At 65.9% G+C, this 19,400-nt stretch carries 16 protein-coding genes; 4 read left to right on the forward strand and 12 right to left on the reverse strand.

The genetic code is table 11. The features are described 5' to 3' along the window. Nucleotides 1-100 precede the first annotated feature (100 nt). The 3 genes from LFL96_RS16035 to LFL96_RS16045 form a co-directional block, all read right to left on the reverse strand. On the reverse strand, nucleotides 101-1,615 hold the full coding sequence (locus LFL96_RS16035; protein ID WP_280996177.1) for a DegQ family serine endoprotease: 1,515 nt from the start codon (nucleotides 1,613-1,615) through the stop codon (nucleotides 101-103). A 189-nt stretch (nucleotides 1,616-1,804) separates the two neighbouring features. Further along, nucleotides 1,805-3,106, reverse strand: coding sequence for an ATP-binding protein (locus tag LFL96_RS16040; RefSeq protein ID WP_280996178.1), 1,302 nt, complete (start codon nucleotides 3,104-3,106; stop codon nucleotides 1,805-1,807). A gap of 4 nt (nucleotides 3,107-3,110) precedes the next feature. Then, nucleotides 3,111-3,773 (reverse strand): response regulator, encoded by a 663-nt coding sequence (locus LFL96_RS16045; protein ID WP_280996179.1) that lies wholly within the window; start codon nucleotides 3,771-3,773, stop codon nucleotides 3,111-3,113. 250 nt (nucleotides 3,774-4,023) lie between these two features. Here LFL96_RS16045 and dacB point away from each other — a divergent pair, with 250 nt between their 5' ends. The 3 genes from dacB to LFL96_RS16060 all read left to right on the forward strand — a co-directional run bounded on the left by dacB (nucleotide 4,024) and on the right by LFL96_RS16060 (nucleotide 8,188). Then, on the forward strand, nucleotides 4,024-5,736 hold the full coding sequence (gene dacB, locus LFL96_RS16050; RefSeq protein WP_280996180.1) for a D-alanyl-D-alanine carboxypeptidase/D-alanyl-D-alanine-endopeptidase: 1,713 nt from the start codon (nucleotides 4,024-4,026) through the stop codon (nucleotides 5,734-5,736). Nucleotides 5,737-5,931: 195 nt separating this feature from the next. Beyond that, a complete protein-coding gene (locus tag LFL96_RS16055) occupies nucleotides 5,932-6,879 on the forward strand; it encodes a sterol desaturase family protein (protein WP_280996181.1) in 948 nt (315 codons plus the stop codon). Nucleotides 6,880-6,973: 94 nt separating this feature from the next. Then, nucleotides 6,974-8,188, forward strand: a complete 1,215-nt coding sequence (locus LFL96_RS16060) for an SGNH/GDSL hydrolase family protein (RefSeq protein ID WP_280996182.1) — start codon at nucleotides 6,974-6,976, stop codon at nucleotides 8,186-8,188. Nucleotides 8,189-8,316: 128 nt separating this feature from the next. Here the strand turns inward: LFL96_RS16060 and LFL96_RS16065 are convergent, their stop codons facing one another. The 9 genes from LFL96_RS16065 to LFL96_RS16105 form a co-directional block, all read right to left on the reverse strand. After that, nucleotides 8,317-9,402: an L-threonylcarbamoyladenylate synthase gene (locus tag LFL96_RS16065; protein WP_280996183.1), complete on the reverse strand. Its 1,086-nt coding sequence runs from the start codon at nucleotides 9,400-9,402 to the stop codon at nucleotides 8,317-8,319. 10 nt (nucleotides 9,403-9,412) lie between these two features. Further along, nucleotides 9,413-10,609 (reverse strand): 5-(carboxyamino)imidazole ribonucleotide synthase, encoded by a 1,197-nt coding sequence (locus LFL96_RS16070; protein ID WP_280996184.1) that lies wholly within the window; start codon nucleotides 10,607-10,609, stop codon nucleotides 9,413-9,415. A 182-nt stretch (nucleotides 10,610-10,791) separates the two neighbouring features. Further along, on the reverse strand, nucleotides 10,792-11,310 hold the full coding sequence (purE, locus tag LFL96_RS16075) for a 5-(carboxyamino)imidazole ribonucleotide mutase (RefSeq protein ID WP_280996185.1): 519 nt from the start codon (nucleotides 11,308-11,310) through the stop codon (nucleotides 10,792-10,794). A gap of 39 nt (nucleotides 11,311-11,349) precedes the next feature. Beyond that, on the reverse strand, nucleotides 11,350-12,240 hold the full coding sequence (locus tag LFL96_RS16080; protein WP_280996186.1) for a phosphoribosylaminoimidazolesuccinocarboxamide synthase: 891 nt from the start codon (nucleotides 12,238-12,240) through the stop codon (nucleotides 11,350-11,352). Nucleotides 12,241-12,393: 153 nt separating this feature from the next. Beyond that, nucleotides 12,394-13,458, reverse strand: coding sequence for a class II fructose-bisphosphate aldolase (gene fba, locus LFL96_RS16085; protein WP_280996187.1), 1,065 nt, complete (start codon nucleotides 13,456-13,458; stop codon nucleotides 12,394-12,396). A gap of 335 nt (nucleotides 13,459-13,793) precedes the next feature. Further along, entirely contained in the window at nucleotides 13,794-15,230 is a 1,437-nt protein-coding gene (gene pyk, locus LFL96_RS16090; protein ID WP_281000792.1) for a pyruvate kinase, read from the reverse strand. Between the two features lie 463 nt (nucleotides 15,231-15,693). Continuing rightward, nucleotides 15,694-16,887, reverse strand: a complete 1,194-nt coding sequence (locus LFL96_RS16095) for a phosphoglycerate kinase (RefSeq protein ID WP_280996188.1) — start codon at nucleotides 16,885-16,887, stop codon at nucleotides 15,694-15,696. A 274-nt stretch (nucleotides 16,888-17,161) separates the two neighbouring features. Then, nucleotides 17,162-17,485 carry an AzlD domain-containing protein gene (locus tag LFL96_RS16100; protein ID WP_280996189.1) on the reverse strand — a complete coding sequence of 108 codons (324 nt, stop codon included), beginning with the start codon at nucleotides 17,483-17,485 and terminating at the stop codon, nucleotides 17,162-17,164. After that, nucleotides 17,482-18,228 carry an AzlC family ABC transporter permease gene (locus LFL96_RS16105; protein WP_281000793.1) on the reverse strand — a complete coding sequence of 249 codons (747 nt, stop codon included), beginning with the start codon at nucleotides 18,226-18,228 and terminating at the stop codon, nucleotides 17,482-17,484. Before LFL96_RS16105 ends, LFL96_RS16100 begins: the two co-directional genes overlap by 4 nt. A gap of 243 nt (nucleotides 18,229-18,471) precedes the next feature. Between LFL96_RS16105 and LFL96_RS16110 the strand changes: the two genes are divergently transcribed. Then, a complete protein-coding gene (locus LFL96_RS16110) occupies nucleotides 18,472-19,395 on the forward strand; it encodes a branched-chain amino acid transaminase (RefSeq protein ID WP_280996190.1) in 924 nt (307 codons plus the stop codon). Nucleotides 19,396-19,400 lie beyond the last annotated feature (5 nt).

A 19,400-nucleotide genomic window follows, 5' to 3' on the forward strand; every position in this document is an offset into this window, starting at 1 on the left:
CCAGGCCGCCCGCCAGCGCCGCGATCCACCGGCGAGAAGGCTGAGGGATGAACGGCGCGCGCCAGAAACGTACGCCGCTCATCCGCCGCTCATCCGCCGATCAACCGAGATCCACCGGCACGAAGATCTGCGCGTTGTCGCGCTGGATTAGCAGCGCGATGCTGTTGCCCGCGCCGGCGATGATCTGCTTCAACTGATCGACGCTCGTGATCGGCCGGCCGTTGACCGCGAGAATCACGTCGCCCGGCTGGATGCCGGCGCTTTCCGCCGCGCCGCCCGACTGCTGCACCAGCAGACCGTGCGACACCGACGCGCCGCTCTTCTCTTCCGGCGTCAACGGCCGCACCGCGACGCCGAGCCGCCCTTGCAGTTGCGTGGGCTGGTCCGCCTTGTCGGACGCGACCTTCGCATCCGACAACGAGCCGATCGTCACCTTCAGATCCTTGGTCGCCTTGTCGCGCCACACCTGCACGGTGGCCGAACTGCCCGGCGCCAGACCGGCGACCTGCGAAGGCAGATCCGACGAGTCGCTCACCGGCTCGCCGTTGACCGACAGGATCACGTCGCCCGGCTGCAAGCCGCCCTTCGCCGCCGGGCCGCCCGGATCGACCGAGCTGACCAGCGCGCCTTGCGGCTTCTGCATGCCGAAAGAATCGGCGAGCGTCTGGTTCATGCCCTGCACCGCGACGCCGAGACGACCGCGGCTCACGTGACCGGTCTTGACGATGTCGTCCTTGACCTTGATCGCCTCGTTGATCGGAATCGCGAACGACAGGCCCTGGAAGCCGCCGGTCTGCGAGTAGATCATCGAGTTGATGCCGATCACTTCGCCTTGCAGATTGAACAGCGGGCCGCCCGAGTTACCCGGATTCACCGGCACGTCGGTCTGGATGAACGGCGTGTAGTTCTCGTTGGGCAGCGAACGCGACTTCGCGCTGATGATGCCCGACGTCACCGTGTTGTCGAAGCCGTACGGCGAACCGATCGCGACCACCCACTGGCCGACCTTGCTCTGCCGCGGATCGCCGATCTTCACGGTCGGCAGATTGCTCGCGTCGATCTTCAGCACGGCGACGTCGGACTGCTTGTCGGCGCCGACCACCTTCGCCTTGAACTCGCGCTTGTCGGTGAGCTTCACGGTGACGACGTTGGCGCCGTCCACCACATGCGCGTTGGTCAGGATATAGCCGTCGCTGCTGACGATGAAGCCCGAGCCCAGGCTCGCGCTCGGCTGATCGGGCGCATCGCCGCCGTCGCCGCCCTGCATGCCCGGCATGCCGCCGAAGAAGTGCTTGTAGAACTGGTAGAACGGATCGCTCGGATCGATCGGCAGTTGATTGCCGCTGGCGCCGCCGTTGCCGTTGCCGCGCAGCGCCGTCTGCTTGACCACGTGCTTCGCGCTGATGTTGACGACCGCCGGGCCATAGGTTTCGACGAGGCCGGAGAAGTCCGGAATGCCGGTCTTGGCGGCGGCTTCGGCGGGCATCATCGCGGCTTGCGCCGGCGTGATGACCTGCGGCGCGGGCACATCGCGATGCCCCGCCACATAGCCGGCGGAGAGGGCCACGGCGACAGCCACTGCAACTGCGCTACGGGACAAGGTTTTCGCGTTCATCGTGTACTCCTGACTGGGAGAAAAGGCTATTGGATGACACGAAGACTACGGGGCGTCGCTTAAAGGAGTCTTAAGCAGCGACAGATCGTTCAGCTCGTCCGTTGCGATCAGATAGCGTGTTGCTCAGGGCTGATTTAGCGCCGATTTAAGGCCGCTTCAAGTCACTTTACGAACAGAAAGCCTGGCGCCTCAGAAGCGCACGCTGACCTGCAAACCACCCGCCGGCGATTCGTCGAGCGACACCGCCGCATGATGCTGCGTGGCGATGCGGCGCACGATCGCCAGTCCCAGCCCGCTGCCCGCCACGTCGGTGCGCACGCGGTTCACGCCGGCGCCCACCCGATAGAAACGGTCGAACACGCGGTCGCGTTCGGCGGGCTCGATGCCCGGCCCGCTGTCGGCGATCCGTACGGTCGGATGACCGTCCTCGACATGCAGACTGACGTCCACCTGGCCGCCGCGCGGCGTGTATTTGGTTGCGTTGTCCACGAGATTGTTGAACATCACGCGCAGCGCGTCGGCATCGCCGATCACGGTGGCGGGTTCGCTCGCCTCGATGCCGAGATCGACGCCGCGATTCTGCGCGAGCGGCGCATAGTTCACCACGCAGTCCTGCAACAGCGCACGCAGATCGATCGCGTTGGTGACGGCGAGGCCGTCCGGTTCGGAGCGCGCGAGCGCCAGCAATTGTTCGGCAAGACGCGTGGCGCGCGTCACGCCCGTTTGCAGATCGGCGAGCGCCTCGCTGCGCGCGGCATCGTCTCGCGCGCGCGCGACGAGCTGCGCCTGAATCTGCACGGCGGCAAGCGGCGTGCGCAACTCGTGCGCGGCGTCGGCGACGAACGCCTTCTGAATGTCGAGCGCGGTGGCGAGCCGTTCGAGCAGGCCGTTCAACGCGCGCACGAGCGGCTGGACTTCGAGCGGCAGGCGTTGATCGGGCAACGCATCGAGCGCTTCGGGATGGCGCGCGTCGAGCGCCGTCGCGACGCGCCGCAGCGGCTTCAACCCGCGTCCGACGATCACCCACACGGCGACGCCGAGCAAGGGCAGCAGCACGATCAACGGCCACAGCGTGCGCAGCGCGACGCTCGCGGCGAGCCGGTTGCGCACCGACACCGGCTGCGCGAGCTGCACGACGTTATCGCCGACGATCGCGCCGTACACGCGCCAGTCGCCGCGATCGGTGTGCTCGGTCGAAAAACCGAGTTCGGCGCGCGGCGCGAGCGGTGCGCGCGGCCGCGAGTAATACATCAGCACGCCGTTGCGATTCCAGATCTGCAGCACGATGCCTTCGTCGCCGGTATCGCGCGAGCCTAGCACCTGCGAGAACGGCTCCGACGGCAACGCGGCGGCAATCTGCTCCAGCTGGTAATCGAACAGTTCGTTGGCTTCGGCAAGCGCCTGACGGTAAATCAGCCACCCCGCGATGCCCACGCCGAGCAGCACCAGCGCCAGCAGCCAGACCAGCAATTGACGGCGAATCGAACGCATCGGCTCAGGCGTCCTTCGCGATCATGTAACCGAGGCCGCGCACGTTGCGAATCAGTTCCGCGCCGAGCTTCTTGCGCAGCGCATGAATGTAGACCTCGACGGTATTGCTGCCGATCTCCTCGCCCCAGCCGTACATCTTTTCCTCGAGCTGACTTTTCGACAGCACCGCGCCGGGCCGCGCGAGCAAGGCTTCCAGCAGCGCGAATTCGCGCGCCGACAACGCCACCGGCGCGCCGTCGAGCGTGACCTGATGCGACGCGGGATCGAGCGTCAGGTTGCCGTGGCGGATCGTCGAATCGCTGCGCCCCGACTGACGGCGAATCAGCGCGCGCATGCGGGCGCCGAGTTCATCGAGATCGAAAGGTTTGACAAGGTAATCGTCGGCGCCGGCGTCGAGCCCCTTCACGCGATCGGCCACCGCGTCGCGCGCGGTGACGATCAGCACCGGCAGCGCGTGGCCGCGCGCGCGCAGCGTGCGCAACACGTCGAGACCGTCGCGCTTGGGCAGACCGAGATCGAGCAGCACCAGATCGTAAGGCTGCGAACCCGCCGCGCTGAGCGCCGCGTCGCCGTCTTCCACCCAGTCGACCGCGAAGCCTTCGCCGCGCAGTGCCTTGCGTACACCCTCGGCGATCATCCGGTCGTCTTCGACTAGCAAGATGCGCATGGTTATCCGTTCCGAAACATTGATCGATGCCGCATTCTAGCGCCCGTCATCGCACGCGACGACGCGTGGTGCTTTTTCCACCGCAGTGTCGCGGCATGTCTCTACAATGGGCGCTTTGCATAGCGGGGCGCGGGCCGTCGCGGCAGCGTCACCACGTCGTCACTGCGGAATCGACGACATCGCCGGCGTCCCACGGCGCCTATCCCACGCACCGGCATCCTGCACCGACCTCCTGTTTTCCTGCCCGTCCATGACGCACGCTTTTCTGTCTTCCTTCGTCCGCCGCCTGCATCGCCTCGCGCGGCGTTCGCGCTGTTCCGCCTTCTTCGTTTTCAAGCACGCGTCCGATGCATCGAACGGTTTGAATGCATCCATGCCGCATCGGCCGCAAGCTTCATCGCCGCGCTTCAAGGTCAAGGCCGTCCGGCTGCTCGCCTGCGCCGCGCTCGGCGCCACCGCCGCGCTGCCGCTCGCCACGCAGGCGCGCGTGAAGGCCACGCATCCGAGCGTGAACGTCACCACCGTGCTGCCGCAACCGGTGATGATCGGCCTGCAGCGCGCGCACGTGCCGCTGTCGTCGATCAGCGTGGTCGTCGAGAAAGTCGGCGACCGCACGCCGATCCTCGCGCTGAACGCCGCCAAGCCGATGATGCCCGCCTCGACGATGAAGCTCGTCACCACCTACTCCGGCCTGTCGATCCTCGGCCCCGACTACCGCTGGCGCACCAGCGCCTACGCGGACGGCACGCTCGACGCAAGCGGCGTACTGCACGGCAACCTGTACATCCAGGGTACCGGCGACCCGAAGCTCGTGCCGGAAGAACTGATCGACCTCGTGCAGAAGATCCACAAGGCGGGCATCAACGGCATCGACGGCGCGCTGGTGCTCGACAAGCGTTACTTCGACGCGTCGACCCGCGACCTGCCGCCGTTCGACGACGACGCCACCGCGCCGTACAACGTCGGTCCCGACCCGCTGCTGTATGCATTCAAATCGCTGTCGTTCACGCTGACGCCGTCGTCCGACGGCAGCGTCGCGATCGACGTGCTGCCCGCGCTCGCGCAACTGCAGATCGACAACCAGATGCGCGCGACCAGCGGCCCCTGTCGCGGCGATGCGGCGAGCGTCTCGCCCACCGTCACGCCGCAGCCGAACGGCACGGTCGTCGCGTCGTTCAGCGGCGACTATGCAGTGCGTTGCGGCCCGCGCACGATCAACGTCGCGGTGCTCGATCACTCGACCTTCTTCGCGGGCGGCTTCCTCGCGTTGTGGCAACAGACCGGCGGCACCTTCAACGGCGCGACGCGCGAGGGCGCGGTGCCGGTCGGCGCGCGCCTCGTCGCCACGCACGAAGGGCCGGTGCTATCCGACATCGTTCGCGACATCAACAAGTTCAGCAACAACACGATGGCGCGCAATCTGTTCCTGACCATCGGCGCGGTGGAAGAAAAGGCGCCCGCGACGCCGGCCAAATCGGCGCGCGCGATCGAGGCGTTCCTGCGCCGCGACGCGCTCGACATGCAATACCTGTCGCTCGACAACGGCTCGGGCCTGTCGCGCGACGAGCATGTCACCGCGCTTTCGCTCGCCGATCTGCTGCAACGGGCCAACGCGAGTCCGGTCGCCCAGGTGTTCGTCGAATCGCTGCCGATCGCGGGGGTGGACGGCACCATGCGCAACCGCCTGACCAACCAGGGCGCGGGCGGCAACGCGCACATCAAGACCGGCACGCTGCGCGACGTGCGGGCCATCGCGGGCTACGTCGCTTCAGCGGACGGCAACAGCTACGTGGTCGTCAGCCTGATCAACGATCCGCATTCGGAAGCGGCGCGCGCCGCGCACGATGCGTTGCTGGAATGGGTCTATCAGGGACCGTCGCAAGGCTTCACCAGGGTGTCCGATCCAGTCGCCGAGCCACGCGCGAAGCCCAGGAAAAACCCGCATCCGCGCGCGGCTCACTGAGGTTTTCTTCTAGCGATGCGGCGCGCTTCGCGGCTTCCAACCGTGTACGCTGTCGGGCAGTGTTTGAGGCCCGCGTGAAACACTCCGCAAGGTACGCAAGTCTTGCAAGCGTGGTGATCGCGCGGCCCAATCAAACGATAACGACACGACCCGCCGCACTCCGCGCGGCGGCCAGGGACCACGGAGGAAGACACGATGCAATTCGATGCGGAATTGCTGCTGCTCGCCATGGCGCCAGTCTTTCTCGCATGCATCGGCTGGGAGGCGTGGCACCTGCGGCGCACGCGCCCCGGCGCGCAGCTCTATAGCTGGCGCGACACGCTCTGCAACGCCGGCCTCGCGCTGCTGCAGCAAGCCGCCGACAAGCTCGCGTGGCTCGTCATCATTCCGGTCTACGCGTTCTTCTACGATCACTATCGCATCACCACGTGGCAGGCCGGCTGGGTCTCGTTCGTCGTGCTGTTCGTCGCGCAGGATCTGCTCTATTACGTGTTTCACCGCTGTAGTCATCGCGTGCGCTGGTTGTGGGCCGCGCATGTCGTGCATCACTCGTCGGAGCGGATGAACTTCTCCACCGCGTTCCGGCAAAGCCTGATGTATCCGATCGCGGGCATGTGGGTGTTCTGGATTCCGCTCGCCGTGCTCGGCTTTCCGCCGAAGCAGATCGTCGCGATCGTGCTGATCAATCTCGGCTTCCAGTTCTTCGTGCATACCCAGGCGATCGGCAAACTCGGCTGGCTCGAATACGTGCTGAACACGCCGTCGATCCATCGCGTGCATCACGCGCGCAACGACCGATACATCGACCGCAACTATGCCGGCGTGCTGGTGATCTGGGATCGCCTGTTCGGCAGCTATGTCGACGAAGATCCGCACGACGCGCCGGTGTACGGCATCGTCGAACCGCTGCACACCTACAACCCGCTGAAGGCGACGTTCCACGAATGGGCCTCCATGGCCGCCGACTTCGCGAGCGTGCACGGCTGGCGCAACAAGTTGCGCGCGTTGTTCGCACCGCCCGCCTGGGCCGCGGATTATCATGCGCGGCGAGCCGCCGGATCGACCGGTTCGAACAGCGCGATGCGCGCGGCGGACGTAGAGGAAAACCATACGGGCGCGTTTGAAACACCGCGCAGGCCGTAGAAGATTCTGTAAGCTGTCGTCACGCCGCCGACGCGGTGGGCGCTGCCTGCAACACATGGCGCAAGGGCCACATAAACGAGGAGATGTAGTCAACATGAAACACACAGCATCGAGGAATCAACAATGGCTGCGCGTCACGCAGATCGCCATGGCCAGCACTGCGTTCGCCCTGCTCGCCGCATGCGGCGGCGGCAGCGATAACAACAACAATAACGCCAGCGCCACGCCGGCCGGCGGCGTGAACCTGCAGGTCGTGTCGTTCGGCGACAGCCTGTCCGATGTCGGCACGTATGCGCCGGTGATTCAGGCCAGCTTCGGCGGCGGCCGTTTCACGACGAATCCGGGTGAAGTGTGGACGCAGAAGGTCGCCGAGTATTACGGCGGCACGTTGAGCGCGGCGAACCTCGGCGGCTTCGGTCAGCCGCTGGTCGCGACCGGCGGCCTGGGTTATGCGCAAGGCGGTTCGCGCGTCGACCTGCAGCCGGGTCCGGGCTACGCGCCGAACAACATGGCCGCGACGACGGTTCCCGTCACCGCGCAGGTCACGCAGTATCTGAGCCAGCACGGCAGCTTCAACGGCAGCCAGCTGGTGCTGATGAACGGCGGCGCGAACGACGTGTTCGTCCAGGCGCAGACCGTCCAGGCGGCTGGCACGGCGGCAGCGGCGGCCGTGCTGCAAGGCGGCGGTACCGCGGCGGCGGCGCAGACGGCGGCGACAAACGCATCGCAGGCAGCGATTCCGGCAGCGCTTCAGGCCATGACGCTGGCCGCGACCAAGTTCGTCGGCGCGGTTCAGCAGGTCACCGGCGCGGGCGCGACGCACGTCGTGGTCTCGGATATTCCGGACATCAAGAACACGCCGCAGGGTGTGCAGAGCGGCGCCACCGGCCAGCAACTGTTCGACGCGCTGGTGCTGACGTTCAACGGCACGGTGCAGGCTGGTCTGGCATCGAACAAGTCGGTCATCTACGTGAGCGCGTACAAGTGGCTCGACACGTCGCTGGCTTCGTACCAGTCGCTGGGTTTCACGGTGTCGAACACGAACACCGCGTGTAACCTGACCGCGATGGGTCAGAACGCGACGGCTTACGCGACGGCTAATCCGTCGGTGCTGCAGCCGGGTCAGACGGCAGCGGCCTACGGCGCGCAGTTCCAGTCGTCGCTGTTCTGCTCGCCGCAGACGCTGACGGCCGCCGGCGCGGATCAGACCTACATGTTCGCCGACCTCGTGCACCCGAGCACGCATCTGCACGCGTTGTTCGCGCAGACGGTCGAGCAGGCGATCGCCGCGACGGGTCTGGGCAAGTAAGGTGGGGAATCAGGTGGCAAATTAATCGAGGCATCGCTGCGTGGCGGCGATGCCTCGATGACGACAAAACGCCCGGTTTGCATCGCTGCAAACCGGGCGTTCTGTTTGATCAGCGATTCGCGCGCGATCTACCCCTGCGCTTCGAATGCCGCGGCGGCACGCCCCAAGCGGTCGTTCACCGCGATCCACTCGATCGTATCGGGCAGCTTCTCGATCAGAATCCGCGTGACGTTCGCGCGATCCAGCGCTCTGAGCAGGCCGTACAGCTCGCGCGCATAGAGATGCGGATCTTCGGGCGCGGCGATGAAGTGCACACCTTCGGCATCCGCCCAATGACCGGCGCGTGATTTGCGTGCGACCAGCGCGACGCGTTCGCCCTGACCCTGACCTTCGCCTCCGCTACCCGTTGCGCGCGCGGCCAGCAGCGGTTCGAGCGCCTCGAACGGCAACAACGCGAGCGGCGTGCGTGGCGCGTAGTGCGCCTTCAGCGTGCCGGAAGCGCGCGGCGCCGACGCGTCCGAGCCGTCCGGCAGACGCGGCGCCTCGCCGAGCACGTCGGCGATGTCCTGCGGCGTGACGCGGCCCGGCCGCAGCAGCGCCGGAAAACCACGCGACAGATCCAGAATGGTCGATTCGATGCCGACATCCGACGCGCCACCGTCCAGCACGTGAATCGCGCTGCCGAACTCGTCGCGCACATGCTGCGCGGTGGTCGGGCTGACATGACCGAAGCGATTCGCCGACGGCGCGGCCACGCCGCCATGGCCACCGCGCAATGCGCTGAACGCCTGCAGCAGCGCCTGCGCAACCGGATGCGACGGGCACCGCAAGCCCACCGAATCCTGCCCGCCGCTGACCGCGGCGTTGATATGCGCGGCGCGTTTCAGGATCAGCGTGAGCGGCCCCGGCCAGAACGCATCGATCAAACGCTGCGCGTCGGCCGGCAAATGCTCGACCCAGTAATGCGGATCGCCCTGCGGCGCCAGATGCACGATCACCGGATGATTCGCCGGCCGGCCCTTGGCCGCGTAAATGCGCGCGACCGCGTCCGGGCTCTCGGCATCGCCGCCCAGCCCGTAGACGGTCTCGGTGGGAAAGGCGACGAGCCCGCCCGCGTCGAGCAACGCGGCCGCGTGCTCGATCTGCGCGTCGCTCACCGGCAGCGCGCTCGCGGCGCCTTCGGCGCAGTGGTGTCGATCGTGTTGATCCGGCATGGTGTGCGTGTCAGCTCGTGGCAATGTGCAGCAGCCGCGCGCAATCGCGTCCGGCCGTGCGGGCTTCTTCGAGCGTCGCGGCGGTGAAGTTCACGTGGCCCATCTTGCGGCCGCAGCGCGCCTCTTCCTTGCCGTACAGATGCAGACGCGCCGCCGGCATGGCCGCGACTTCGTGCCACGGCGGCGTGACCGCCGCGCCCTTCTGGCCATCCGGGAACCACACGTCGCCGAGGATGTTCAGCATGACCGCCGGCGAATGCTGGCGCGTGTCGCCGAGCGGCATGCCGGTCATCGCGCGCACCTGCTGCTCGAACTGGCTGGTCGCGCAGGCGTCCACCGTGTAATGACCGGAGTTGTGCGGACGCGGCGCCATTTCGTTGGCGACCAGCGAACCGTCTTCGAGAATGAAGAACTCGACGCACAGCACGCCGACATAGCCGAGCTTGTCCGCGATCTGCAGCGCGGCCTGCTGCGCCTGTTCGACGAGCGTCGGCGTGGCGTCCGGCGCGGGGACGATGGTGTGCGACAGCACGCCGTCGCGGTGCGTGTTCTGCGCGAGCGGGTACACCACCGACGCGCCGCTCGCCGTGCGCGCGATCAGCGCGGACACCTCGAACTTCAGCGGCAGACGCTTTTCCAGCACGCACGGCACGCCGGCGAGCGACGCATGCGCCTCGCGCACTTCCTCGGCATTGCGCACGCGGATCTGGCCTTTGCCGTCGTAACCCATGCGGGCCGTCTTGAGGATGCCGGGCAGCACGGCTTCGAGCGCCGCGTCGTCAAGCGCGGCCAGCGCGTCCGACGTTTCGATCACCACGTGCGGCGCGACCGTCACGCCCGACGAGGCGATAAAACGCTTCTCGGCGATGCGGTCCTGCGCGACCGCGACGCAACGGCCGGCCGGGCTGACGAAGGTGGTCTGCGCGAGAAAGTCCAGGCTCGCCGCCGGCACGTTCTCGAATTCGGTCGATACCGCCGCGCACAGTCGCGCGAGTTCGGTCAACGACGCCTCGTCGTCATACGCCGCGCGCAGATGGCGGTCGGCGACGGCGCCCGCCGGACTGTTTTCGTCCGGGTCGAGCACGGCGACGCGATAGCCCATGGCTTGCGCGGCGAAACAGAACATGCGGCCGAGCTGGCCGCCACCGACCATGCCAAGCCATGCGCCGGGCAGAATCGGTGAAACGGGTGTGTTGTCTGGGTTCATCTTAGTGGTCGGTCGCGGCCGGGTGAATGTGCCGTACGACGGGCAGGCAACCCGGCCGAGGGTCGGACGGCAACATCTTGCATTGGACCGGGCGAGTGCGGTGCAGCCAGTGCATTGCACCTGCGCCGGTCGACAGGGGACGTCTTTACGTTAGTTACTACGTCAAACAGGCGATCCGGCACTCACAGCGCCGGCAACACCATCGCGTGCGCGGCTTCGTTCTGGCGCACGCGGAACGCCGCCAGTTTCTCCGCATACCCGGCGTCCGTGCCGCTCAGCAGCGACACCGCGAAAAGCGCCGCATTCGCCGCGCCCGCCTCGCCGATCGCGAAGGTGGCCACCGGCACGCCCTTGGGCATCTGCACGATGGAATGCAGCGAATCCACGCCCTTCAGATACTTGCTCGCCACCGGCACGCCGAGCACCGGCACCGTGGTCTTGGCGGCCAGCATGCCCGGCAGATGCGCCGCGCCGCCCGCACCGGCGATGATCGCGCGGATGCCGCGCTCGCGCGCGCTTTCGGCATAAGCGAACATTTCGTCGGGCATGCGGTGCGCGGACACCACTTTCGCTTCGTACGGCACGCCGAATTCCTGCAGCATCGCCACGGCGGTTTTCATCACTTCCCAGTCGGAACTGGAGCCCATCAACACGCCGACGACCGGCGCGCTGTGCGTATGGGCGGTTTGCGCTTCACTCATGTTACGGCTTCCTTGTATCTCGAACGCGATGAGCCGTAATCAGGCGAGCTTGTGGCCGGTCAGGCGTTCGAGCGCTTCCTGATACTTCTCGCCCGTCTTCGTGACCACGTCGTCCGGCAGCTTCGGCGCCGGCGGTTCTTTCTTCCACGGCTGGGTTTCGAGCCAGTCGCGCACGAACTGCTTGTCGAACGACGGCGGGTTGGTGCCGACCTGATACTGATCCGCCGGCCAGAAGCGCGACGAATCCGCGGTCAGCGCTTCGTCCATCAGATACAGCTTGCCGTGGTTGTCGAGACCGAATTCGAACTTCGTGTCCGCGATGATGATGCCGCGGGTGGCCGCGTAATCGGCCGCTTCCTTGTACAGCTTGATCGAGATGTCGCGGATCGTGGCCGACAGTTCGGTGCCGATGCGGCGCTCCATCTCGTTGTACGTGATGTTTTCGTCGTGGTGGCCCATTTCGGCCTTGGCGGCCGGCGTGAAGATCGGCTCGGGCAGCTTCTGCGCGTTCTGCAGACCCGGCGGCAGTTCCACACCGCACACCGCACCCGTAGCCTGGTAGTCTTTCCAGCCGCTGCCGGCCAGATAGCCGCGCACCACCGCTTCGACGAGGATCGGCTCGAGGCGCTTCACCACCACCGCGCGACCCTTCACCTGCTCGACTTCGTCCGCCGCGACCACGGATTCGGGCGCCACGCCCGTCAGATGGTTCGGCACCACGTGCTTCAGCTTGTCGAACCAGAAGTTCGCCATTTCGTTGAGCACGCGCCCCTTATTCGGAATCGGCTCGCCCATGATCACGTCGAACGCCGACAGACGGTCGGTCGTGACGATCAGCAGCTGGTCGTTGCCCACCGCATAGTTGTCGCGGACTTTACCGCGGCCGAGCAGCGGCAGCGAGCGGAGCGTGGATTCGTAGAGGGTAGACATCGTCGTGGTTCGCTAAAAGTGGGGCAAAAAGTGTGACCGGAACAAAAGGGAAACGCCGTTCCCCGGATGATGCGGGAACGGCGGTCTAACCACAACCTGGCCGGATGGCCAGGCTTGACGCCCGGCGACCGGCCAGATATCGGCCTGGAGAACTTAACGGACGACCTGCGCGAGCTCGCCCGACTTGTACTTCTCCGCGATTTTATCAAGCGAAACCGGCTTGATCTTGCCGGCCTGGCCTTCGCAGCCGAATTGCGTGTAGCGCTCGATACAGATTTTCATTGCCGCTTCGCGCGCCGGCTTCAGGTAATCGCGCGGATCGAACTTGCCCGGGTTGGTCGCCATGTAGCGGCGGATCGCGCCGGTGATCGCCAGACGCAGGTCGGTGTCGATGTTGACCTTGCGCACGCCGTTCTTGATGCCTTCCTGAATTTCCTCGACCGGCACGCCGTAGGTTTCCTTCATGTCGCCGCCGAATTCGCGGATTTCCGCGAGCAGTTCCTGCGGCACCGAGGACGAACCGTGCATGACCAGATGGGTGTTCGGAATGCGCTGGTGAATTTCCTTGATGCGCTGGATCGACAGAATGTCGCCCGTGGGCTTCTTGCTGAACTTGTACGCGCCGTGCGACGTACCGATCGCGATCGCCAGCGCGTCGCACTGGGTCAGCTTGACGAAGTCGGCGGCCTGCTCCGGATCGGTCAGCAACTGCTCGCGGGTCATCGTGCCCTCGGCGCCGTGGCCGTCTTCCTTGTCGCCCTTCATGGTTTCCAGCGAACCGAGCACGCCCAGTTCCGCTTCCACCGTGATGCCGATCGAGTGCGCGGCGTCGACCACGCGACGCGACACTTCGACGTTGTACTCGTACGACGCGACCGTCTTGCCGTCGGCTTCGAGCGAACCGTCCATCATCACGCTGGTGAAGCCGCTGCGGATCGCCGCCATGCAGACTGCCGGCGACTGGCCGTGATCCTGGTGCATCACGACCGGAATATGCGGATACGACTCGACCGCCGCTTCGATCAGGTGACGCAGGAACGGCTCGCCCGCGTACTTACGCGCACCGGCGGAGGCCTGCATGATGACCGGCGCGTTGACCTTGTCGGCCGCGGCCATAATCGCCTGCACCTGCTCCAGGTTGTTCACGTTGAATGCCGGCAAGCCATAGCCGTTTTCGGCGGCATGGTCCAACAGTTGACGCATTGATACGAGAGGCATGCTTAACTCCTTAGATTGAAACGAATTCTTGTGCCGTCGGCATCTTTTGGGCGATTTTATCGCGAAGCAAACAGCATGCCCGTTCGCACCTACCCTAAAGCGCCGGACATTCCTTTATGCCTCTGTACGCAATTGGAGTCTGTGCGCCGCCTCTCGCGGGGCAGGCTGTCGGATTCGTTCAAACCGTGTGTGCCGATCGGTGTGCATCGGTGTGCCGCATGGGGCGACGGCCGGCGCTTCAGCGCTCTTACACCCGCCCATGCCGGATATTGCAACCAGCCGGAGCACGCGTTTCAACGCACGCTCCGGCCGGCCTGTCCTTCATTGTCGCCGGATCAATACGGCTCGCCGACCCGCACGATCTTCAGCGTGTTGGTGCCGCCGGCCTGGCCCATCGGCTCGCCGACGGTCAGCACCACCATGTCGCCGCGCGACGCGTAGCCCTTGCTCACCACGGTTTCCAGCGCCTGCTGCAACGCGGTGTCGCGGTCGGTGTTGGTATCGAGATGCAGCGAGGTCACGTTGCGGTACAAGGCCATGGCCCGTTCGCTGCCGACGCGCGGCGTGAGCGCGAAAATCGGCACGTGGGTCCAGTGACGCGACATCCACAGCGCGGTCGAACCGGATTCGGTCAGCGCCACGATCGCCTTCGCGCCCAGGTGGTAGGCGGTGAAGAGCGCGCCCATCGCGATCGACTGGTCGATGCGGGTGAACGTGCGGTCGAGGAAGTCCTTGTCCAGTTCCGACTGCTCGGACTTCTCGGCTTCGATACAGATCGCCGCCATGGTCTCGATGGTCTGCACCGGATACTTGCCCGCCGCCGATTCCGCCGACAGCATCACCGCGTCCGTGCCGTCGAGCACCGCATTGGCGACGTCCGACACTTCCGCGCGGGTCGGCACCGGGGCGTAGATCATCGACTCCATCATCTGGGTTGCGGTGATCACGAACTTGTTCGATTCGCGCGCCATGCGGATCATGCGCTTCTGCAGCGCCGGCACCGCGGCGTTGCCCACTTCCACGGCCAGGTCGCCACGCGCGACCATGATGCCGTCCGACGCGTCGAGAATGCCTTGCAGCGCCGGAATCGCTTCCGCGCGCTCGATCTTCGCGATCATCTTCGGCTTGATGCCGAACGGCGCACCGGCGATGTTGGCCAGCTGGCGGGCCATTTCCATGTCGGTCGCGTTCTTCGGGAACGACACCGCCACATAGTCCACGCCGAGCGACATGGCCGTGCGGATGTCTTCCATGTCCTTCGCGGTCAGCGCGGGCGCCGACAGGCCGCCGCCCTGGCGGTTGATACCCTTGTTGTTCGACAGCTCGCCACCGATCTTGACGATGGTGTGGATTTCGCTGCCGATCACGCGCGCGACGTTCAGCACGATCAGGCCGTCGTTGAGCAACAGCACGTCGCCCGGTTTCAGGTCGCGCGGCAGGTCCTTGTAGTCGAGACCGGCGCGCTGCTCGTTACCGAGTTCGCAGTCGGCGTCGAGAATGAACGGCTCGCCGGCGACCAGCATGATCTTGCCGTTTTCGAATTTACCGACCCGGATCTTCGGGCCTTGCAGGTCGGCCATGATGGCGACTTCGCGGCCGGCCTGGCGGGCCGCCTCGCGCACGAATTCGGCGCGCTGGCGGTGGTCGTCGGCAGTGCCGTGCGAGAAATTGAGCCGCACCACGTCCAATCCTGCCTGAATCATTTGCAGCAGGATTTCCGGCGTGCTGGAAGCCGGTCCGATGGTAGCGACAATCTTGGTGGCGCGATGCATGAGTCTCCTCGTCTGGATGGGATCGCTGGGAAAAGCGCTGCGAGTCGGATGCGGAGGCTGCGCACCGAAGGATGCTGCCGGGGGCTGCGCGCCGGTTGAAACCAGCGTCGCTTTATGGGGTGAAGCGGTGTTCGACACCAGTACGGGGCGTACTGGCGGTTCGGCGAGCGCGACCTCGTCGCCGGGGAGTTCTGCCTGCGATTGCGCGGCCTGTCCGATGGACGGGGCCGCGGCTTCGCCGGCAGTGGTCAACTCCACCTGCGCGAGGGACGAGCCGGATTCCTGAAGCTGCTGCGGATCCAGGGCGGCCGCAGCGTTGGCCGTGTCGGCCGGGTTCGTTGCCGCAGCGGGAGCGGCCGCGGAGCGCGTTGCGCGCTCCCCCGCTTTTGCTGCTTCCGTGGTACGCGATGCCTTGGCGCCGCGGGTTTTTGCAGTCTTGGTCATGGGGGAGCGCGCCGTCACGTTAAGCCCGCGATTCGAGAACTGCGACGGCGGGCAGTTTCTTGCCCTCCAGGAACTCGAGGAAGGCGCCGCCGCCCGTCGAGATGTAGCTGACCTTGTCGTGAATGCCGTACTTGGCGATAGCGGCGAGCGTGTCGCCGCCGCCCGCGATCGAGAACGCCGACGACTTGGCGATGGCGTCCGCCAGCGTCTTCGTGCCGTTGCCGAACTGGTCGAATTCGAACACGCCGACCGGGCCGTTCCACACGATCGTGCCGGCCTTTTCCAGTTGCGATGCGAGGATACGCGCGGTTTCCGGACCGATGTCGAGGATCAGGTCGTCGTCCTGCACGTCCACGACAGCCTTCACTTCGGCCTTCGCGGTCGGCGAGAACTCCTTGGCGGTGACCACGTCCGTCGGGATCGGCACCGAGGCGCCGCGCGCCTTGGCCGCGTCGATGATGGCTTTGGCTTCGTTCACCAGATCGGCTTCGGCGAGCGACTTGCCGATCTTCAGGCCGGCGGCCAGCATGAACGTATTGGCGATACCGCCGCCGACGATCAGTTGATCGACCTTGTCGGCGAGCGATTTCAGAATGGTCAGCTTGGTGGACACCTTCGAGCCGGCGACGATCGCCACCAGCGGACGCTTCGGCGCGCCGAGCGCCTTGCCGAGCGCTTCGAGTTCGGCGGCGAGCAGCGGGCCCGCGCACGCCACGCCCGCGTATTTCGCGATGCCGTGGGTGGTCGCTTCGGCGCGGTGCGCGGTGCCGAACGCGTCGTTCACGTAGATGTCGCAGAGCTTCGCCATTTTCTGCGAGAGCTCGTCGGAATCCTTCTTTTCGCCCTTGTTGACGCGGCAGTTTTCCAGCAGCACGAGCGCGCCCGGCGCGACGTTCACGCCGTTCTCGACCCAGTTGGCGACCAGCGGTACGTCGCGGCCGAGCAGTTCGGCCAGACGCTTCGCGACCGGCGCGAGCGAATCTTCCGGCTTGAATTCGCCTTCCGTCGGGCGGCCCAGATGCGACGTGACCATCACGGCGGCGCCGGCGTCGAGCGCGGCCTTGATGGCCGGCACGGAGGCGCGGATGCGGGTGTCTTCGGTGATGTTGCCTTGATCGTCCTGCGGCACGTTCAGATCGGCGCGGATGAACACGCGTTTGCCGGAGAGCTTGCCTTCGGCGATCAGATCAGAAAGACGCAATACCTTGTTCATGGGCGTTTGTGTGCGAGTTGATTGGAAGGCGGTGGCGGACGGCGCGCCGACGTTCCCGGCGGCAAACTCCAGCGCCAGGGCACGGCAGCGGCTCCACGGAAGCGGGCGCCGGCGGGGCTGGCACGGCTCGCGCGCCTTGCCGCGGCGCGCTCATCCCGGAAACGAGCATTTTAACTGATCCACAATGCCTTAAGACCCGCAAGCGGGCGAATGTCCCGTATTTGAAGATTGGCCGCTTTATGTCGCAATGCAGCAATGGCACTGTGATGCGGCCTTACAGAAATAGCCGCAACAATGTGAACACCACCATGCCGACGACGATCGTGCCGAGCATGGTGCGGCGCCACAAAAACCACCCGAGTCCGGCCAGCGTCGCATAGAACTCGTGGTTGGACGGCGCGAACGACAGGCCGTCCGGCGTGGCCAGCACATCGGGCAGCACGACGGCCGCGAGCGCCGCGGCCGGTGCGTAGCGCAGCATCTTCTGCACGCGCGGCGGCAATACCGTGCGTTCGCCGCCGATTAGAAACATCGCGCGTGTCAGCGCGGTGACGAAGGTCATGCCGGCGATGGCGAGCCAGATCTGCGTGGAAGTCATCGGGAATCTCCGGCGCTGCTGCGAATGCGGCGCAGGTCGGCGCGCTCGACCATCAGGTCGGCCGCGCTGCCCGCGACGATCGCGGCGATCACCGCGAGCGGCAGCGCGAGCCGGTAAGGCAGGTCGAAGGCGAGCAGCGAGACGACGCCGGCAATGCTCACGGCGACCAGCGTGGCGCGGTTCGCGATCGCCGACACCATGATGGGCAGCAACGCGAGCGTGCCCGCCAGCGCGAGCCCCCAGTTGTCCGGAATCAGGCTCGCCAGCAGAATCCCGGCGATCGACGAGACCTGCCAGGACAGCCAGCTGCACAGCGCCATGCCCCAGTAGTACGCCTCCTTGCCAGGCTGATAGCCCGGCGGGAAGCTCTTCTTCTGGAACAGGAGATAGATCACGTCGCCGTTGAAGTAGCCGAGCAGGATGCGGCGCCACATCGGCAGATAGGAGAAATGCGGCGCGAGCCCGACGCTGAAGATCACGAAGCGCGTATTGACCATGGCCGCCGTGAGCAGCACGGTCCACACCGGCAGTTTCGCCGCGAGCAGCGGCAGCACCGCCAGTTGCGACGAGCCGGCGTAGCACAGCAGCGACATGGTGAGCGCCTGCGGCAGCGTGAGTACCGATTTACTCATCGCGATGCCGGTGACAAGACCCCAGGAGAAGATCGCCATCAGCGTCGGCGAGTAGTCGCGCGCGCCCTCGCTGAAGGCACGGCGATCGGTATCGGACAGACGAGCGAGCATGAGGCGAAACTTGCGGCGCGCGAGAGCGCCGCTGCGATGGGAAGTCGGCGCCAGGTCGTCAAGCACCCGCTGGCGCATCCGGATATGAATTATGCGTGCGCTGGATTATAGCGTCCGGCATGCGGCCGAATGCCCGTTCCGTGTGCAAAAGACGCTAAAATGACGCTCTTCGCCCCACCCCATCGGGAGCCTGCCGCCTGGCGGCCGGTTCGGGGGACTCACAACGCACTGCTGGAGAATCGTATGTCAATGGCCGACCGCGACGGCAAGATCTGGATGGATGGCAAGCTCATCGACTGGCGCGACGCCACGGTCCACGTGCTCACCCACACGCTGCACTACGGCATGGGCGTGTTCGAGGGCGTGCGCGCCTACAAGACGGCGGACGGCGGCACGGCGATTTTCCGTCTCCAGGAACACACCAAGCGGCTGCTGAACTCGGCCAAGATTTTCCAGATGGACGTGCCGTTCGACCACGAAACGCTCGCCGCCGCGCAATGCGAAGTGGTCCGCGAGAACAAGCTCGAATCCTGCTATCTGCGCCCGATCATCTGGGTCGGCTCGGAAAAGCTCGGCGTGTCGGCCAAGGGCAACACCATCCACGTGGCGATCGCGGCATGGCCGTGGGGCGCCTACCTCGGTGAAGACGGCATCGCCAAGGGCATTCGCGTGAAGACCTCGTCGTTCACGCGCCATCACGTGAACGTGTCCATGGTCCGCGCGAAGGCGTCGGGCTGGTACGTGAACTCGATCCTCGCCAACCAGGAAGCGATCGCCGACGGTTACGACGAAGCGCTGCTGCTCGACGTCGACGGCTACGTGTCGGAAGGCTCGGGCGAGAACTTCTTCCTCGTCAACAACGGCAAGCTGTACACGCCGGACCTGTCGTCGTGCCTCGACGGCATCACGCGCGACACGGTCATCACGCTGGCGCGCGACGCGGGCCTTCAGGTGATCGAAAAGCGCATCACGCGCGACGAAGTCTATACATGCGACGAAGCGTTCTTCACCGGCACCGCCGCCGAAGTCACGCCGATCCGCGAACTCGACAACCGTACGATCGGCTCGGGCACGCGCGGCCCGATCACGGAAAAGCTGCAATCGGCTTTCTTCGACGTCGTGAACGGCAAGAGCGACAAGTACGCGCACTGGCTCACCAAGATCTAACGCAC

It is taken from the genome of Paraburkholderia sp. D15, assembly GCF_029910215.1.
In the GTDB taxonomy this organism is placed as follows: Bacteria; Pseudomonadota; Gammaproteobacteria; order Burkholderiales; family Burkholderiaceae; genus Paraburkholderia.

Bases quoted from the DNA above. Each gene is read 5' to 3' on its own strand.
- LFL96_RS16035 (WP_280996177.1), bottom strand. From the start codon at position 1,615: ATGAACGCGAAAACCTTGTCCCGTAGCGCAGTTGCAGTGGCTGTCGCC.
- LFL96_RS16040 (WP_280996178.1), bottom strand. From the start codon at position 3,106: ATGCGTTCGATTCGCCGTCAATTGCTGGTCTGGCTGCTGGCGCTGGTG.
- LFL96_RS16045 (WP_280996179.1), bottom strand. From the start codon at position 3,773: ATGCGCATCTTGCTAGTCGAAGACGACCGGATGATCGCCGAGGGTGTA.
- dacB (WP_280996180.1), top strand. From the start codon at position 4,024: ATGACGCACGCTTTTCTGTCTTCCTTCGTCCGCCGCCTGCATCGCCTC.
- LFL96_RS16055 (WP_280996181.1), top strand. From the start codon at position 5,932: ATGCAATTCGATGCGGAATTGCTGCTGCTCGCCATGGCGCCAGTCTTT.
- LFL96_RS16060 (WP_280996182.1), top strand. From the start codon at position 6,974: ATGAAACACACAGCATCGAGGAATCAACAATGGCTGCGCGTCACGCAG.
- LFL96_RS16065 (WP_280996183.1), bottom strand. From the start codon at position 9,402: ATGCCGGATCAACACGATCGACACCACTGCGCCGAAGGCGCCGCGAGC.
- LFL96_RS16070 (WP_280996184.1), bottom strand. From the start codon at position 10,609: ATGAACCCAGACAACACACCCGTTTCACCGATTCTGCCCGGCGCATGG.
- purE (WP_280996185.1), bottom strand. From the start codon at position 11,310: ATGAGTGAAGCGCAAACCGCCCATACGCACAGCGCGCCGGTCGTCGGC.
- LFL96_RS16080 (WP_280996186.1), bottom strand. From the start codon at position 12,240: ATGTCTACCCTCTACGAATCCACGCTCCGCTCGCTGCCGCTGCTCGGC.
- fba (WP_280996187.1), bottom strand. From the start codon at position 13,458: ATGCCTCTCGTATCAATGCGTCAACTGTTGGACCATGCCGCCGAAAAC.
- pyk (WP_281000792.1), bottom strand. From the start codon at position 15,230: ATGCATCGCGCCACCAAGATTGTCGCTACCATCGGACCGGCTTCCAGC.
- LFL96_RS16095 (WP_280996188.1), bottom strand. From the start codon at position 16,887: ATGAACAAGGTATTGCGTCTTTCTGATCTGATCGCCGAAGGCAAGCTC.
- LFL96_RS16100 (WP_280996189.1), bottom strand. From the start codon at position 17,485: ATGACTTCCACGCAGATCTGGCTCGCCATCGCCGGCATGACCTTCGTC.
- LFL96_RS16105 (WP_281000793.1), bottom strand. From the start codon at position 18,228: ATGCTCGCTCGTCTGTCCGATACCGATCGCCGTGCCTTCAGCGAGGGC.
- LFL96_RS16110 (WP_280996190.1), top strand. From the start codon at position 18,472: ATGTCAATGGCCGACCGCGACGGCAAGATCTGGATGGATGGCAAGCTC.